The sequence below is a fragment of the Kitasatospora sp. NPDC056731 genome (genome assembly GCF_040687675.1).
In the GTDB taxonomy this organism is placed as follows: Bacteria; Actinomycetota; Actinomycetes; order Streptomycetales; family Streptomycetaceae; genus Kitasatospora.
The window spans coordinates 133,190-149,272 of sequence record NZ_JBFBNR010000003.1; the positions used below are offsets into that span (position 1 = coordinate 133,190).

A 16,083-nucleotide genomic window follows, 5' to 3' on the forward strand; every position below is an offset into this window, starting at 1 on the left:
GTCACCCGCCCGTGATCGCGGCCGGCTTGCCTTGGCTGCGCGGCCGTTCCTCGGTCATCTTGCCAAAGACGATGAGGCGGAACTTGGAGGTGAACTCCGGGGTGCAGGTGGTCAGCGTGATGTACCGGCCGGCGCCCGCGTAACCGGCGCCGTTGGGGACGGGCTTGATCACGCTCACGTTGTTGGGGGAGGTCTCCGGGATGCTGCTGGTGACCTCGTAGGTGTAGTACGAGGTGGCGGTCTCCACCACGATCTTGTCGCCCTTGCCGAGCTGGTTGATGTACCGGAACGGCTCGCCGTGGGTGTTGCGGTGCGCGGCCAGCGCGAAGTTGCCCGCCTTGTCGGCCGGCATCCCGGTGCCGGTGTAGTGGCCGACCAGGCCCTTGTCGAGCACCGCCGGCTTGGAGGTGCCCTCGGCGATCGGGAACTTCAGCCCCAGCTTGGGCAGGTAGATGATGGCGAAGCCCTTGCCGGGCTCGAACGACTCCGGCTTGGCCGGGTCCGGAGCCGGCTGCCCGGGCTTCGGCGGCGCCAGGGCGGCGTCGAACTGCTGCTCCAGCCGGTTGCGGGCGCCGTCGGCGGCCGCGTCGGCCTGCACGTTGGTCCACCAGAGCTGGTACGAGACGAAGAGCAGCATCACCACGCCGAGCGTGATGCACAGCTCCCCGACGAGCCGCGCGGCCACCACGACCGCGGACTCCCTGGGGCGCGCCTTCGCCCCGGCGCCCCGGCCGCTCGCCCGGCGCCGCCCGACGCCCGCGCGCACGGAGGTCCGGCCCTGGGCGGCCCTGCGGCGCTCGGCCCGGCCGCCGGTGGGCGGGGCCGGTTCCACGGCCGGCCCGCCGATGTCGAGGGGCAGGCGCAGCTGGAGCGTCTGGTCGGGCAGCCACGGGTACTCGGGCCCGGACGCGGCGGGCTGCTCGGCCTGCTCGTACACGCCCCAGGCGTCCTCGGCGGCGCCCTGTCCGGGCTGCGCCGGGTACGACTGCGGGTACGCCGCCGCGCCACCGTGGTGCTGCCCGTCGCCGTACCGGCCGCCGCCGTACGGGCCGCCGCCGTGCTGCGCGCCGCCGTACGGCTGTCCGTCCCCCGGGCCCGCCGCCGGCTGGTAACGCCCCTCCGGACGCAGCGCGGTCACGCCGCTCAGCCCCGGCCGATCACCGGGGCGAGCCCGGCCGACCGGTCCACGGCCTGCGGGTAGCCGCACTCCGCCAGCCAGTTGGCGAGCATCCGGTGGCCGCCCTCGGTGAGCACCGACTCGGGGTGGAACTGCACGCCCTCGACGGGCAGTTCGCGGTGCCGCAGACCCATGATCACGCCGCTGTCGGTGCGCGCGGTGACCACCAGCTCGTCCGGCACGGTGGCCGGCTCGACCGCCAGCGAGTGGTACCGGGTGGCGGTCAGCGGCGAGGGCAGTCCCTCGAACACCCCGCCGTCCTCGTGCTCGACCGGCGAGGTCTTGCCGTGCAGCAGTTCCGGTGCCCGGTCGACCACCGCGCCGTACGCGACCGCGATCGACTGCAGGCCCAGGCAGACGCCGAACACCGGCAGCCCGATCCCCGCGCAGTGGTGCACCATCCCGATGCAGACCCCGGCCTCCTCCGGCGCCCCGGGCCCGGGGGAGAGCAGCACCCCGTCGAAGCCCTGGTCGTCCTCGCCGCCGGACCGGCGGACGGCGTGTTCGACGGTCACCTCGTCGTTGCGCACCACCTCGCAGGTGGCACCGAGCTGGTACAGGTACTGGACCAGGTTGAAGACGAAGCTGTCGTAGTTGTCCACGACCAGGATGCGGGGCGCGGTCGGCTGGGTGGTCATTCTCGCGTGGTCTCCGTGGGATGCGGGGCGGGGTCGGCAGGGTGGAGGAGCAGGGCCGCCGGTTCAGCCGGCCGCGGCACCTTCGCCGCCGTCCACTGTGACGTCACCGAAGGGGAGCAACGGTTCCGCCCACGGGAAGACGTAGGTGAAGAGGAGATAGACGATCCCCACGATGAGGAGCAGCGAGACGACGGCGCGGACCAGGGTGTTTCCCGGGAGGTGACGCCAGATCCAGCCGTACATGGTGCTCCCTCGACGTAGCGGACTGGGGTCAAGAGTAGACCCGGGATCAACGACCGCGAGGCCGGTCCGCTACTGCTGCCCGCCCGCCGACCGCAGCTCGGTGGTCCCGGAGTATCCGGGGAGGGTCAGGTCACCGCTCTCCTGGACCTTCCAGCCGAGCCCGTACGCCTGGACGTACTGGAGGTAGTTGCGGATCGTCGGGTCGCCGTCCACGGCGGCCTTCAGCGCATCGGTGCGGCCGACCGCCCGGACCACGTACGGCGGCGAGTAGACCCGGCCCTGCAACAGCAGGGTGTTGCCGACGCAGCGGACGGCGCTGGTGGAGATCAGCCGCTGGTCCATCACCTGCACCCCTTCGGCGCCGCCCCGCCACAGCGCGTTGACCACGGCCTGGATGTCCTGCTGGTGGATGACCAGGTCGTTGACGCCCGGCTCGGGGACGCCCGGGATGCGGGCGGTGGCGTTCGGCGGGGCGTCGTTGAGGGTGACGGTCAGGCCGCCGCCCTGCAGCGGCTCCAGGGCCGCGCCGAGCCGCAGGTCGTCCAGCCGGGCGGCGTCGGCGGGGTTGCCGCCCTGCTGCCCGGTGAGCTCCTGCGCGCGGGCCTGGAGCTCGGCCAACTGGGCCTGGGCCTGCTGGTTCTGCGAGCTGCGCTGGCGTATCACGTCGCCGAGGCTCAGCAGCGAGTTGTCGGTCCGCAGGTCGGTGCCGCGGGCGGTCTGCGCGCTGATGTAGAACAGCAGTCCGGCGAGCGCGAAGACCGCACAGGTCAGGGCACGCCCGACAATTCGGGTGCCGGAGCGGCGGGTAGTGGTCGGCCGAGGGGGAATCGACAAATTAGGCACCGTACCCTTATCTCCTTAAGACCCACCGAGCCACTACGCTAACGGACGCCGGTGGCGCGTGCGGGAACGGTCCCGTGCGTTCCGCACCGCCCGTCGCCGGCAGACCGACCCCCGCTGCACCTCTGCGCGGTCTCACAGCGCATCGACAGGAGAGCTCCTCGTGCCGAAGTCTCGACTCCGCAAGAAGTCCGACTACACCCCGCCGACCACGGCCACGGTGAAGATCAGTTCGGGCCGTAGTTGGGTCGCACCGTTGATGCTGGCGCTGTTCCTGATCGGCCTGGTCTGGATCGTCACCTATTACGTGACCAGCGGCAGCTACCCGGTCGAGGGCTGGCGGAACTGGAACATCCTGGTCGGTTTCGGTTTCATCGCCGCGGGGTTCGGCGTCTCCACCCAGTGGAAGTAGCTTCCCGCTCCTCCTGAGGCTCCGGTCGAGCCACCTCCGCCGCTTCGGGCCACTGGTACCGGGCGGCGGTCAGGCATGCCCGGACACGGGCGGGAAACCGGTCGGTTATCCCCATCATCAGATGGTCACGCTTATCCACATGGTTATCCACACTGGGGAAAAGTCTCCCCAGCCTGTGGATAACTTTTCGACCGCGGGCTTTCCACGGCTGTGCACAACTTCCCGGAAACGGGAAAACCGCACAGCAGGACACGCGTAGAACAGCAGTCCACACCCCGGGGGCCACACAGCCTGTGCACAACCCCGCACCCGCTGTGGACAAACACCCGCGGCGTCACGCGCCGTAGCGGGCCATCCCGATCATCAGCATCGCCGCCACCACGGCCAGCGACCCCGCCAACGCCAGCCCCTGGACCAGGCCACGGCGCTCGCGCGGGGCGTACATCAGGCCGGCCGCCGTCAGCGCGCCCACCACCAGGCCGCCGATGTGCGCCCGCCAGTCGATGTCCGTCCGCGAGAAGGTGACGACCAGGTTGAAGACCAGGAACGCCATCACCGGAGCGAGCGGGCCCCGGTTCCGCAGCTGCATCACCACCGTGGCGCCGATCAGCCCGAAGATCGCGCCCGAGGCCCCCACCGACCGCAGCGAGTTGCCGTCGATCAGGAAGGCCAGGGCGCTGCCCCCCAGGCCGGAGAGCAGGTAGAGGGCCAGGAACCGCAGCCGGCCGAGCGCCGCCTCCAGCGTGGGGCCAAGCCAGTACAGGACCAGCATGTTCATCCCGATGTGCCACCACTGCAGGTGCAGGAACACCGAGGTCAGCAGCCGGTACCACTGGGCGGGGCCGTCGGCGACGCCGTCCGGACCACCCAGGACGGCCCGCCCGACGCTGTACAGCTCCCAGACCTGGCCCAGCCGCGGCGTGAGCACGTAGGCGGCCAGCACGAAGACCACCACGTTGATGCCGATCAGCACCCTGGTGACCAGCCCGCCGTCCTGAGCGATCGCCCCGCCGAACCGGGTGGTCGCCCGCCGCGTCCCGGCGTGCCCGCCGCCGACGCACTCCGGGCACTGGAAGCCCACCGAGGCGGCCACCATGCACTGCGGGCAGATCGCCCGCTCACAGCGGGTGCAGGAGACGCCGGTGGCCGTCTGCGGGTGCCGGTAGCAGCCGGTCAGCATCAGGTTCTTCCCCTCCCGTACGGGACCGCCGGAATCGCCAGCCTACTGCGGCGGATCCGACATCGGGCCCTCTCCCCGGCCGCTCCCACAGTCCGCGTACGGCCCACTCCGACATGCCGGTGGACAAATCAGCATGCATGATCAGCATTCAGGTGGATATGTGCATAAAGGACGCCACCCAGGAGGAGAGACTCGTGACCTTTTCGGACTCGGCTCGTGAGACGGCCACCAAGACCCGGGACACCGCCGCGCACCTCGCGGACGGCGCCAAGCAGCGCCTGGGCCCGGCCCTGGACACCCTCGGGCCGAAAGCCGCCCAGGCCGCCCAGAGCCTCCACGTCCAGTACGACCGGCACATCGCCCCGCAGTTCGGTCATGCCTTCGCCAGCCTGCCCCCCGAAACCCAGCAGCACGTCCTGAAGGCCTTCCACCGCGCCCAGGAGGCCGCCCTGGCGGCCCGGCTCTCCGCCGCCCGCGCAGCCGACCAGGCCCGCTCCACGGTCGGTCCCAGGGTCGTCCAGGCCGTCGAGGAGGCCCGCGCCGCCGTCACCCCGGTCGCCCAGGAGGCCCAGACCCGGGGCGCCGCCGCGCTGACCGCGCTGCACGGCAACGTCACCTCGGCCGAGATCAGCCACCTCGCCGCCCGCAACGCCCGGAGGAAGCGGTGCAACGGCCTGGCCACCGGCCTCGCCGTGGCCGGTGCGCTGGCGATCGGCGGCGGGATCGTGGCCTGGCAGTGGTGGCGCCGGCACAGCAACCCGGAGTGGCTGGTCGAACCCCCGACCGACCGGGCCGACCAACCCGCCGGTGCGCACGCCGCCGGCGCGACGGCCCCCGGGCCGGTCGACGCCGCCACCCCGGCGGACACGGCCACCGAGCCCGCTCCGCCGCCCGGCCGGCCCGACGACGACGGCGACCACCCCAAGCCGCACGACCCGCGCGGACCGCACTGACCCGTCGCCCGGCCCTCTGGGCGTGCACCCCCAGAGGGCGCGGAAACGCCGATCGGCCGCTGACCGGGATTCAGGTCAGCGGCCGATCGGCGTCACGACTGCGATGAGCTGTGGAGCATAGGAGATTCGAACTCCTGACATCTGCCTTGCAAAGGCAGCGCTCTACCAACTGAGCTAATGCCCCTCGACGGCACCGCAGGTGCCGACGGGCACTAGCGTACCGGGTTCCGGCGCCGTTCCCGGCGCCCTCCCCCCGGGCCGACCGGACCTGCCGCCGAGGCGGCGTCCGGACGGTGCCTGGGATCCGGCCGATCCGGTCGGGTGACCGGGCCGGCCGGCCCTGGAGGCGCGGTCAAGCGCCTCCGAAGATCGTTGATCGTCGGATCGTCCGGGCTCAGCGACCGGCCGGAACCGGGTCGGTGGCCTCGGTCCACAGGTCCTGCTCGGCGCGGTCCGCCTGGACCTGACGGTAGACAAAGAAGCCGCCGAGGGCGACCAGGGCGACCAGGAGAAGCTTCTTCACCGCGGGACCTCGTCCTTCTTGCGTTGGCGGACTCAAGAGCCGGTGCTCCGGCCGGACTGACCGGGCCGACGAGTCCAGATGTGTTTCGATCGCGAACGGGCTGCCGGGTGCCAGACTGCCCTTGCGGCCGATGATACACACCGGTGTCCCAATCGTGACCAGCCACCGCTGCGGCCAACCCGGCGGTCCGGGCGGAGGATTGACGCCGCACCTCCTGCCGTACGGCCGGCCCTCCCCGGCCGGGCCCTACGGCGTGCCCGGCGGGGCGCTGGACGGATGGTCCGACGAGCGGTCGGGCCGCCGGTTCGACGGCGTCACCACCACGGCCTTCCCGCCCGCCAGGTCGACCCTGGTCCGAGGCGGCGCCCCCTCGCCCTCCTCGTCGCGCAGCATCAGGGTCGTGCCGCGTTCGTCCAGCTCGTGCTGCTTGCCGGCGGCGAACTGCGCGTGCAGCTGCTCGAAACCGGTGGCCGAGATCTGCCCCTCCCGGCCGGTCCCCCGCCACGGCACCCAGCGCGACCGGCGCGCCCGCAGCGCGAGCTGGTCGACCGCCGCGAGCACCACCAGGGCGCAGATCAGTCCGGGGATGCTCATCGCCCAGAAGATCGCCATGTCGTCACCATCCCTCCACACGTTCCCTCCCGGGAGAACAGCCCGGCGGGGCGCGCGGTTCCCGGAACGGCGGGGGAAAACGCCGAAGGGCCCGGAGTGCATCACTCCGGGCCCTTCGCGGTGGTGGGCCTAACAGGACTTGAACCTGTGGCCTCTTCCTTATCAGGGAAGCGCTCTAACCGTCTGAGCTATAGGCCCTTGCCGCACTGAAAGATTAGCGGACCGATGGCCGATCTCCCAAATCCGGGCCGGCGGGGTTCCCGGCGGGCACCCCGTCGACCAGCGGCGGCGCTCCGGCGGCCGGGCGCAGCAGCCATTCCTCGCGGGTCGCCGGGAGGCCGGCCGCGCCCTCCTCGGTGCTGCGGACGGCGAGGATCTGGTTGATCCCGATCCGGTTCTCCTCGAAGGCGAGCGCGCTGGCGGCCATGTACAGCCGCCAGACCCGGGCCCGGCCGCGGCCGACCAGCCGGACCGCCTCGCTCCAGTGCGCCTCCAGGTTGGCCACCCATTCGCGCAGGGTCAGCCCGTAGTGCTCGCGCAGCGACTCGACGTCCCGGACCTCGAAGCCGGCCTCCTCCAGCCGGGCCACGGTGGAACCGACGGGGGAGAGCTCGCCGTCGGGGAAGACGTAGCGGTCGATGAAGGGGCTGGTGCGGTGCGGCTCACCGGGGTGGTCGGGGCGGCGGGCGATCTGGTGGTTGAGCAGCCGGCCACCGGGCACCAGCAGCCGGTGCAGGCCCTCGGCGTAGACCCGGTACTGCTCGGAGCCGACGTGCTCGGCCATCCCGACGCTGGAGATCGCGTCGAACGGGCCGTCGACGATCTCCCGGTAGTCCTGGAGCCGGACCTCCACCCGCCCGGCCAGGCCGGCCTCCTCGACCCGCCGGCGGGCCAGCGCGACCTGCTCCCGCGAGATGGAGACGCCGACCGCGGTGACGCCGTAGCGCTCGGCCGCGTGCAGCAGCAGCGAGCCCCAGCCGCAGCCGACGTCCAGCAGGCGCATCCCGGGCCGTAGGCCGAGCTTGCGGCAGATCAGGTCGAGCTTGGCCTCCTGGGCGGCCTCCAGGCTCTTGGCCTCCGGGGTCCAGTAGGCGCACGAGTAGACCATGGAGGAGCCCAGAACGAGCCCGTAGAAGTCGTTTCCGACGTCGTAGTGGTGGCTGATGGCCGCGCGGTCCCGGCTGCGGCTGTGCAGCCGCCCGCGGGCCTTGCGGACCTCTTCCGGGGGCGGCGTGGGCTCGGGGCCGAGCGCCCCGGCCCGCAGCGCGGCCGCGAGGACGCGGCGCCCGTTGGCGCCGAGCACGTCCCGCGGGCCGAGGTCGAGGCGGCGGATCTCCGGCCGCTCGACGAACCGGGCGACGGCCGAGAGCACCTCGTAGAGGTCGGTGCCGGGGGCGATCTCCAGGTCCCCCGCGACATACGCCCGGGCCAGGCCCAGTTCGCCCGGCTGCCAGAGCAGCCGGCGCAGCGCCCGGCGGTTGCGCAGGACGACCGTGGGGGCTCCCGGCGGCCCGGCGACGCTGCCGTCCCAGGCCTGGACCCGCAGCGGTACCGGAACCCCCAACAGCCCGTCCAGGGCCTCGACCAGTTGACCTGCGAGCTTCGCCACCGCGCGCCTCCGTCCAGCCGTCCTGCGGAACGTCTCCTGACCCGGCCGGGCGGGCCAGGGGCGGCCTGCGGCACTCCCAGGCGTGGACCGGGCGCCACCCAGCTAATCCCACCGCGGCCGGCCCGCTCCCGGGCGGCACGCCGCGGGCGGCCGGCTGTCACCCGAAATGCCGACGGGCCCCGCAGGCTGCAACAGCCTGCGGGGCCCGTCCATTCCGTCCGTGGACGACGAACTGACCAGGGGTCAGGATCCGACCGGGGTCAGTCCTCCTCGGCCAGGGTCAGCTCGACGCCGCCGGTGAAGCCGGCCGCCGCGTTGTAGATGAACGCCGAGAGCGTCGACAGCGCCGTCAGCAGGACGACGTCGACCACGGCGATCAGCGAGGTGAAGGTCATCACCTTGCCGAAGCCCACGTAGTCCATCAGGTTGAGGCCGCCGGCGCTGTCCGAGCCGGTGACGTCCTTGAGGGTCTTGGTCAGCGAGTCGAAGACGCCGAGCGAGTCCAGCGTCATCCACAGCACCGCCGCGGCCACGATGATGATGATCCCGACCGCCAGCGACAGCAGGAAGCTGACCTTCATCACCGACCACGGGTCGACCTTGGTCACCCGCAGCCGGGCCTTGCGGGTCCGGCCGAGGCCGACACCGGCGGCCGCCGCGGGGGCGGCCGGGGCGGCCGGCCGGCGCGCCGCGCCCGGGACGGGCGTGCCGCCGGGCGGGGTGTTGCCGCTGGTCCGGGTGCCCCGGGCCGGGGTCGGCTGCCCCTTGGCATAGGTGGTCGGCTGCGAGAATCCGCTCGCGCCCGGCGCCGGAGCGCCCGGCGGCGGGGGCGTCTGCCCGCCGTAGGTCGCGCCGCCCTGCCCCGCCCCGCCGACCGGTGGCATCAGCGAGGTGGACGCGGCCGAGTGCTCGGCCGGCGGCTGCGGCGCGCCGTACCCACCCCCGCCCTGCGCGCCCGGACGGCCGCCGGAGGGCCCTCCCGCAGCACCCGTGGCTCCACTCACCTGGTCCTCCCGCACTTCCCACCAGGACGGCGGCACCGTCCTGCTTCGTCACTCGTCATCCAGCGCCCGGCGGGATTGCCCGGAACTGGTGGGCGGCCGGTGCCGCCACGCCCCTCTATCAGGACGCGACGGCACCGGCCCGTGGTTCGGTTCAGACCTCGGCGTCGCCGCCGGCCGTCGTCTCCGCACCCTCAGCCGTTTCGGTGGACGCGGTGTCCGCGACCTCGTCCTCCACCGTCTCCTCGTCCTCGGCTTCCGCGTTGCGGGCCATGCCCACGACCGCGTCGCGCTTACCGAGGTTGATCAGTTGGACGCCCATGGTGTCACGTCCGGTTTCACGAACTTCGGAAACCCTTGTGCGGATCACCCCACCCGACAGGGTGATCGCCATGATCTCGTCGGTGTCGTCGACCACGAGCGCGCCGACCAGGGAGCCCCGGCCCTCGACGATCTTCGCCGCCTTGGTGCCGTAGCCGCCACGCCCCTGGACACGGTACTCGTCCACGGCCGTGCGCTTGGCGTACCCGCCGTCGGTCGCGGTGAACACGTACGTTCCCGGGCGGACGACGTTCATCGAGAGCATTTCGTCGTCCTCGCGGAAGGCCATGCCCTTGACGCCGGAGGTGGCGCGGCCGGTGGGCCGCAGCGCGTCGTCGGTCGCGGTGAAGCGGATCGACTGGGCCTTCTTGGAGACCAGCAGCAGGTCGTCCTCGGCGGAGACCAGCTCGGCGCCGATCAGCTCGTCGTCCCGGCCCTCCTCGTCCTGGCGCAGGTTGATCGCGATCAGGCCGCCGGAGCGCGGGGAGTCGTAGTCCTTCAGCGCGGACTTCTTCACCAGGCCGGCCCGGGTGGCGAGGACCAGGTAGGGCTTGTCCTCGTAGGTGCGCACGGCCATCACCTGGGCGATGTGCTCATCCGGCTGGAAGGCCAGCAGGTTGGCCACGTGCTGGCCGCGGGCGTCGCGCCCGGCGTCCGGGAGCTCGTAGCCCTTGGCGCGGTAGACCCGGCCCTTGTTGGTGAAGAACAGGATCCAGTTGTGCGTCGTCGTCACGAAGAAGTGGTCGACGATGTCGTCCTGCTTGAGCTGCGCTCCGCGCACGCCCTTGCCGCCGCGCTTCTGCGAGCGGTAGAGGTCGGAACGGGTCCGCTTGACGTAGCCGCCACGGGTGATCGTGACGACGATGTCCTCCTCGGCGATGAGGTCCTCGATCGAGAGGTCGCCGTCGGACGGGATGAGGGTGGAGCGCCGCTCGTCGCCGTACTTCTCGACGATCGCGGTGAGCTCCTCGGAGATGATCTCCCGCTGGCGGGTCGGCGAGGCCAGGATCGCGTTGTACTCGTCGATCTTGCGCTGCAGCTCGTCGTGCTCGTCCATGATCCGCTGGCGCTCCAGGGCGGCCAGGCGGCGCAGCTGCATCTCCAGGATGGCGTTGGCCTGGAGCTCGTCGATGGAGAGCAGCCCCATCAGGCCGGTGCGGGCCGCGTCGGCGCTCGCCGAGGCCCGGATCAGCGCGATGACCTCGTCGATCATGTCCAGGGCGCGCAGCAGGGCGCGCAGGATGTGGGCGCGCTCCTCGGCCTTGCGCAGCCGGAAGGTGGTGCGCCGGACGATGACCTCGACCTGGTGGTTGACCCAGTGCCGGATGAAGGCGTCCAGCGACAGCGTGCGCGGCACGCCGTCGACCAGGGCCAGCATGTTGGCGCCGAAGTTGGTCTGCAGCTCGGTGTGCTTGTAGAGGTTGTTCAGCACGACCTTGGCGACGGCGTCGCGCTTGAGCACGACCACCAGGCGGGTGCCGGTGCGGGACGAGGACTCATCGCGGACGTCGGCGATGCCTGCGACCCTGCCGTCCTTGACCAGGTCGGCGATCTTCAGCGCGAGGTTGTCCGGGTTGACCTGGTACGGCAGCTCGGTGATCACCAGGCACTGGCGGCCCTGGATCTCCTCGACCTCGACCACGGCGCGCATGGTGATCGAGCCGCGGCCGGTGCGGTAGGCGTCGTCGATCCCGCGGTGGCCGACGATCAGCGCGCCGGTGGGGAAGTCGGGGCCCTTGATCCGCTCGATCAGGGCTTCGAGCAGCTCCTCGTTGGAGGCGTCCGGGTGCTCCAGCGCCCAGAGCGCGCCGGAGGCGACCTCGCGCAGGTTGTGCGGCGGGATGTTGGTGGCCATGCCGACCGCGATGCCGGTGGCACCGTTGACCAGCAGGTTGGGGATGCGCGCGGGCAGGACGGTCGGCTCCTGCGAGCGGCCGTCGTAGTTGGACGCGAAGTCGACGGTGCCCTCGTCGATGTCGCGCATCATCTCCATGGCGAGCGGCATCATCTTGCACTCGGTGTAGCGCATGGCCGCGGCCGGGTCGTTGCCCGGGGAGCCGAAGTTGCCGTTGCCGTCCACCAGCGGCATCCGCAGCGACCACGGCTGGGCCAGGCGCACGACGGTGTCGTAGATGGAGGTGTCGCCGTGCGGGTGGTAGTTGCCCATGACGTCGCCGACGACGCGGGCGCACTTGTAGTAGCCCTTCTCGGGGCGGTACCCGCCGTCGTACATCGCGTAGAGCACGCGTCGGTGCACCGGCTTGAGGCCGTCGCGGACCTCGGGGAGCGCCCGGCTGACGATCACGCTCATCGCGTAGTCGAGGTACGAGCGCTGCATCTCGGTCTCGAGCTCGACCGGCTCGATCCGCATGGTCACCTGGGCGGTGGCCTCGGCGGCTGTGGGGGTCTCGGGCTGTTCGCCTTCGGGACGGTTGTCGTCGACCACTGGTGGTCAGTTTCCTTTCACGCGGACTGGTACGTGGTTTCGCTGCCGGTCGGGCGGCGTCACACGTCCAGGAAGCGGACGTCCTTGGCGTTGCGCTGGATGAAGGAGCGGCGTGCCTCGACGTCCTCGCCCATCAGCACGGAGAACAGCTCGTCGGCGCGAGCGGCGTCCTCCAGGGTGACCTGGAGCAGCAGCCGGTGCTCGGCGTCCATGGTGGTGATCCGGAGCTCCTCGGCGTTCATCTCGCCGAGGCCCTTGAAGCGCTGGATCGCGTCGTCCTTGGGCAGCCGGCGCCCGGCCTCGACCCCGGCCGCGATGACCGCGTCGCGCTCGCGGTCCGAGTAGGCGTACTCGAAGTCGTCCTTGCCCCACTTGATCTTGTACAGCGGCGGCATGGCGAGGTAGACGTACCCGGACTCGACCAGCGGCCGCATGAAGCGGAACAGCAGGGTGAGCAGCAGGGTGCGGATGTGCTGCCCGTCGACGTCGGCGTCCGCCATCAGGACGATCTTGTGATAGCGGAGCTTGGAGTCGTCGTAGTCCTCCTGGATGCCGCAGCCGAAGGCCGAGATCAGCGCCTGGACCTCGGTGTTCTGCAGCACCTTGTCGATCCGGGCCTTCTCGACGTTCAGGATCTTGCCGCGGATCGGCAGGATGGCCTGGGTGCGCGGGTCGCGGCCCTGCTTGGCCGAGCCGCCGGCGGAGTCACCCTCGACGATGAAGATCTCGCACTCGGCCGGGTCCTTGGACTGGCAGTCGGAGAGCTTGCCCGGCAGCGAGGCGGACTCCAGCAGGCCCTTGCGGCGGGTGAGGTCGCGGGCCTTGCGGGCGGCGACGCGCGCGGTGGCGGCCTGGATGGACTTGCGGATGATGTCCGAGGCCTCGGTGGGGTTGCGGTCCAACCAGTCGTTGAGGTGCTCGTGGACGACCTTCTGGACGAAGGTCTTCGCCTCGGTGTTGCCGAGCTTGTCCTTGGTCTGGCCCTCGAACTGCGGCTCGCCGAGCTTGACCGAGATGATCGCGGTCAGGCCCTCGCGGATGTCCTCGCCGGAGAGGTTGTCGTCCTTCTCCCGGAGCAGCTTCTTGTCCCGCGCGTAGCGGTTGACCAGGCCGGTCAGCGCCGCGCGGAAGCCCTCCTCGTGGGTACCGCCGCCGTGCGTGTGGATGGTGTTGGCGAAGCTGTAGACCCCCTCGGTGTAGGAGGAGTTCCACTGCATCGCGATCTCCACCGAGATCGCCCGGTCCTTGTCCTCCGCCTCGAAGTCGATCACCGAGGGGTGGATCACCTCGCCCTTGCGGGAGTTGAGGTGGGCGACGAAGTCGGCGATGCCGCCGTCGTACTTGTACGTGACGGTGAGCGGCTTGCCCTCCTCGTCCACGTGCTCGGGGCGCTCGTCGGTGAGCGAGATGGAGAGGCCCTTGTTGAGGAAGGCCATCTCCTGGAAGCGCCGGGACAGCGTCTCGAAGGAGTAGACCGTGGTCTCGAAGATCTCCGGGTCGGCCCAGAAGGTGACGGTCGTGCCGGTCTGCTCGGAGCCCTCGTGCGTGGCCAGCGGCGCGGTCGGCGCACCGGCCTTGTAGTCCTGGGTGAAGCGCGAGCCGTCGCGGTGGATCTCCACCGACAGGCGGGTGGACAGCGCGTTCACGACCGAGACGCCGACACCGTGCAGACCGCCGGAGACGGCGTAGCCGCCGCCGCCGAACTTGCCGCCGGCGTGCAGGACGGTGAGCACGACCTCGACGGCCGGCTTCTCCTGGCCGGGGACGATGTCGACCGGGATGCCACGGCCGTTGTCCACCACCCGGACCCCGCCGTCGGCGAGGAGCGCGACGTCGATGGTGTCGGCGTACCCGGCCATCGCCTCGTCGACGGAGTTGTCCACCACTTCCTGCACCAGGTGGTGCAGGCCCCGCTCGCCGGTGGAACCGATGTACATGCCGGGGCGCTTGCGGACGGCGTCGAGGCCTTCCAGCACCTGGATGTTGCTACCGGTGTAGGAAGCCTGCTCGGTCTGGTCTGGGGTCTGGCTGGGGTTGCCGGAATCGGCCACGAAGCGCCCTCTCTGGCACAGCACGGGCCGCATTCCCGCCCCGTGTGGGCGGGCGTGCGACCACGGCGTTTAGACTCGGTTGCCACTAGCAACAGTGTTTGGCTCTCAGTCTACCGGTACGACTGACAGAGATGGGCGTTTGGCAGCCCTTGAAGGCAGATATGCCGCCCTGAATCCCCTCTGGACATGTCCCGATACTCGCCCGGGGGGCCCAGAGCGCCTGGAAGGGCTGTCAGGGGTTCCGGAAGATCGTGGTCCGCTCCACGCCCTCGACGGCGGGCCGGCAACCCGGTCAGCCCCAGGTGTCGCCCGGCCCCTTGCTCCCCGGAGCGCGCAGCCGGCCGTAGCCGCGGGCGGGCGCCGCCGGGCCCAGCACCTTGATGGTGCGGACCGTGCCGTGGCCCAGCTCGTGGTTCAGGCGAGCCACCAACTGCCTTGCCAGCCAGCGTAGTTGGGTGGCCCATGCGGTGGAGTCGCACTGCACGGTGAGCACCGCCGCGGCGTCGTCGTAGGAGGAGGGGTGGCAGTGCGCGGCGATGTCCGGGCCGACGATCTGGGGCCAACGGCCCATCACCCCGCCGACCGCGGCCGAGGACTCCCAGCCCCGTTCGGTCAGCAGCCGGTTCAGCGCCGCCCCCAGCGGGACCGGGTCGCGGCCGTCCGACCGGGCTCCGCTGCGCAGGCCGTGCCGCTTCGCCTCACGCTTCTCCCGGACCTGCTCGCCGCGCTGCCGCGCCTGGGCCCGGGCCGCCCGCAGCGCCGAGCGGGCGAGGTCGGCGCCGGTCGGCGCCGCGTCGCCCGGCTGGGGGGAGTGCTCCGCCGGCTCGCTCACGGCGATCTCCTTTCCCCAGCCTGTGGACAACGGTCGCGAACGCGCGCCGGTGAGCCGTCCAGCCTACGGGAGTGCCCGGACGGCGGTTGCGAAGGTGCGGGGGAAGTCAGGCGTCGATCCGGCGGACGGCGCCGTCGGCGACCGCGAACCGGGCGCCGGCCAGCGCCTTCGGCACGTCCTCGGCGACCGCCGCGGTGACCAGCACCTGCTCGCCGTCGGCCACCAGTTCGGCCAGCCGGTCCCGGCGGGCCGCGTCCAACTCGGCGAACACGTCGTCCAGGATCAGCACCGGCTCGCCGCCGTCGGCGCGCAGCAGCTCGTACGAGGCCAGCCGCAGCGCCAGCGCGAACGACCAGGACTCGCCGTGGCTCGCGTAGCCCTTGGCGGGCAGCGGGCCGAGGCTGAGCACCAGCTCGTCGCGGTGCGGGCCGACCAGGGTGATGCCGCGGTCCACCTCCTGCTTGCGGACCGTCTGCAGCGCGTTCAGCAACTGCTCCTCGGCCTGCTCGCGGCTGGTCGGCAGCCCGCCCTCGAAGGAGCTGCGGTACTCCAGGACGGTGTCGCCGCCGCCCGGGGCCAGCTGCCCGTACGCGGCCGCCACCAACGGCTGGAGGGAAGCCACCAGCTGGATCCGGAAGGCCGTCAACTCGGCTCCGGCCCTTGCCAGATGGCCGTCCCAGACCTCCAGGGTGGAGAGGTCGGCGCCCTTGCCGCCACCGGCCCGGCGGGCCATCGCGGCGGTCTTCAGCAGGGCGTTGCGCTGCTTGAGGACCCGCTCGTAGTCCTGCCGGACCCCGGCCAGCCGGGGGGCCCGGGCGGTCAGCAGCTCGTCCAGGAAACGGCGGCGCTCACCCGGGTCGCCCTTGACCAGACTGAGGTCCTCGGGGGCGAACAGGACGGTCCGCAGCAGGCCCAGCACGTCGCGCGGGCGGACGTTGTCGGAGCGGTTGATCCGGGCCCGGTTGGCCTTGCCCGGGGTCAGCTCCAGCTCGACCAGGGTGGTGCGGCCGCGGTCCACCACCGAGGTGCGGACCACCGCCCGCTCGGTGCCCAGCCGGATCAGCGGGGCGTCGGTGGCGACCCGGTGGCTGCCCAGTGTGGCGACGTAGCCGATCGCCTCGACCAGATTGGTCTTGCCCTGGCCGTTGGGCCCGACGAAGGCCGTCACGCCCGGGTCGAGGGGAACCTCGACCCGGGCGTACGACCGGAAGTCGGCGAGCGACAGATGCGCGACGTGCATGGCTG

General features: G+C 71.7%; 15 protein-coding genes and 2 tRNA genes. 2 read left to right on the top strand and 15 right to left on the bottom strand.

From position 1 onward, the window contains the following. Position 1 precedes the first annotated feature (1 nt). The 4 genes from AB0R04_RS04720 to AB0R04_RS04735 all read right to left on the bottom strand — a co-directional run bounded on the left by AB0R04_RS04720 (position 2) and on the right by AB0R04_RS04735 (position 2,886). On the bottom strand, positions 2 to 1,147 hold the full coding sequence (locus tag AB0R04_RS04720; protein ID WP_363368380.1) for a class E sortase: 1,146 nt from the start codon (positions 1,145 to 1,147) through the stop codon (positions 2 to 4). Beyond that, on the bottom strand, positions 1,144 to 1,815 hold the full coding sequence (locus AB0R04_RS04725; RefSeq protein WP_063348449.1) for an aminodeoxychorismate/anthranilate synthase component II: 672 nt from the start codon (positions 1,813 to 1,815) through the stop codon (positions 1,144 to 1,146). Before AB0R04_RS04725 ends, AB0R04_RS04720 begins: the two co-directional genes overlap by 4 nt. A gap of 63 nt (positions 1,816 to 1,878) precedes the next feature. Next, complete coding sequence (locus tag AB0R04_RS04730) at positions 1,879 to 2,058, bottom strand: hypothetical protein (RefSeq protein ID WP_363368205.1); 180 nt, start codon at positions 2,056 to 2,058, stop codon at positions 1,879 to 1,881. A 69-nt stretch (positions 2,059 to 2,127) separates the two neighbouring features. Then, positions 2,128 to 2,886, bottom strand: coding sequence for a DUF881 domain-containing protein (locus AB0R04_RS04735; RefSeq protein WP_363368382.1), 759 nt, complete (start codon positions 2,884 to 2,886; stop codon positions 2,128 to 2,130). Positions 2,887 to 3,061: 175 nt separating this feature from the next. Between AB0R04_RS04735 and crgA the strand changes: the two genes are divergently transcribed. Continuing rightward, on the top strand, positions 3,062 to 3,310 hold the full coding sequence (gene crgA, locus AB0R04_RS04740) for a cell division protein CrgA (protein WP_063348451.1): 249 nt from the start codon (positions 3,062 to 3,064) through the stop codon (positions 3,308 to 3,310). Positions 3,311 to 3,644: 334 nt separating this feature from the next. On the opposite strand, the gene AB0R04_RS04745 is transcribed toward crgA, so the two are convergent. Beyond that, positions 3,645 to 4,490, bottom strand: coding sequence for a rhomboid family intramembrane serine protease (locus tag AB0R04_RS04745; RefSeq protein ID WP_063348452.1), 846 nt, complete (start codon positions 4,488 to 4,490; stop codon positions 3,645 to 3,647). A gap of 194 nt (positions 4,491 to 4,684) precedes the next feature. On the opposite strand from AB0R04_RS04745, the gene AB0R04_RS04750 reads away from it, so the two are divergent. Continuing rightward, positions 4,685 to 5,443, top strand: a complete 759-nt coding sequence (locus tag AB0R04_RS04750) for a DUF5324 family protein (protein ID WP_363368207.1) — start codon at positions 4,685 to 4,687, stop codon at positions 5,441 to 5,443. A gap of 111 nt (positions 5,444 to 5,554) precedes the next feature. On the opposite strand, the gene AB0R04_RS04755 is transcribed toward AB0R04_RS04750, so the two are convergent. The 10 genes from AB0R04_RS04755 to recF all read right to left on the bottom strand — a co-directional run bounded on the left by AB0R04_RS04755 (position 5,555) and on the right by recF (position 16,078). After that, positions 5,555 to 5,627 (bottom strand) — tRNA-Ala (locus tag AB0R04_RS04755). A 210-nt stretch (positions 5,628 to 5,837) separates the two neighbouring features. Then, complete coding sequence (locus AB0R04_RS04760) at positions 5,838 to 5,966, bottom strand: DLW-39 family protein (RefSeq protein WP_014137031.1); 129 nt, start codon at positions 5,964 to 5,966, stop codon at positions 5,838 to 5,840. 246 nt (positions 5,967 to 6,212) lie between these two features. Next, the gene (locus tag AB0R04_RS04765; RefSeq protein WP_363368209.1) at positions 6,213 to 6,578 is read right to left on the bottom strand and encodes a DUF6191 domain-containing protein; all 366 of its coding nucleotides are present in this window, start codon (positions 6,576 to 6,578) and stop codon (positions 6,213 to 6,215) included. A 121-nt stretch (positions 6,579 to 6,699) separates the two neighbouring features. Beyond that, positions 6,700 to 6,776: transfer RNA gene (locus AB0R04_RS04770), tRNA-Ile, on the bottom strand. A gap of 16 nt (positions 6,777 to 6,792) precedes the next feature. Beyond that, positions 6,793 to 8,187, bottom strand: a complete 1,395-nt coding sequence (locus tag AB0R04_RS04775; RefSeq protein WP_363368211.1) for a cyclopropane-fatty-acyl-phospholipid synthase family protein — start codon at positions 8,185 to 8,187, stop codon at positions 6,793 to 6,795. Between the two features lie 260 nt (positions 8,188 to 8,447). Continuing rightward, the gene (locus tag AB0R04_RS04780) at positions 8,448 to 9,191 is read right to left on the bottom strand and encodes a DUF3566 domain-containing protein (RefSeq protein WP_363368213.1); all 744 of its coding nucleotides are present in this window, start codon (positions 9,189 to 9,191) and stop codon (positions 8,448 to 8,450) included. A 151-nt stretch (positions 9,192 to 9,342) separates the two neighbouring features. After that, on the bottom strand, positions 9,343 to 11,955 hold the full coding sequence (gene gyrA, locus AB0R04_RS04785) for a DNA gyrase subunit A (protein ID WP_063348457.1): 2,613 nt from the start codon (positions 11,953 to 11,955) through the stop codon (positions 9,343 to 9,345). 59 nt (positions 11,956 to 12,014) lie between these two features. Next, a complete protein-coding gene (gene gyrB / locus AB0R04_RS04790) occupies positions 12,015 to 14,030 on the bottom strand; it encodes a DNA topoisomerase (ATP-hydrolyzing) subunit B (RefSeq protein ID WP_363368215.1) in 2,016 nt (671 codons plus the stop codon). 268 nt (positions 14,031 to 14,298) lie between these two features. Next, positions 14,299 to 14,838 carry a DciA family protein gene (locus tag AB0R04_RS04795; RefSeq protein WP_063348459.1) on the bottom strand — a complete coding sequence of 180 codons (540 nt, stop codon included), beginning with the start codon at positions 14,836 to 14,838 and terminating at the stop codon, positions 14,299 to 14,301. A gap of 106 nt (positions 14,839 to 14,944) precedes the next feature. Beyond that, positions 14,945 to 16,078 carry a DNA replication/repair protein RecF gene (gene recF / locus AB0R04_RS04800; protein ID WP_363368217.1) on the bottom strand — a complete coding sequence of 378 codons (1,134 nt, stop codon included), beginning with the start codon at positions 16,076 to 16,078 and terminating at the stop codon, positions 14,945 to 14,947. Between the last annotated feature and the right edge of the window lie 5 nt (positions 16,079 to 16,083).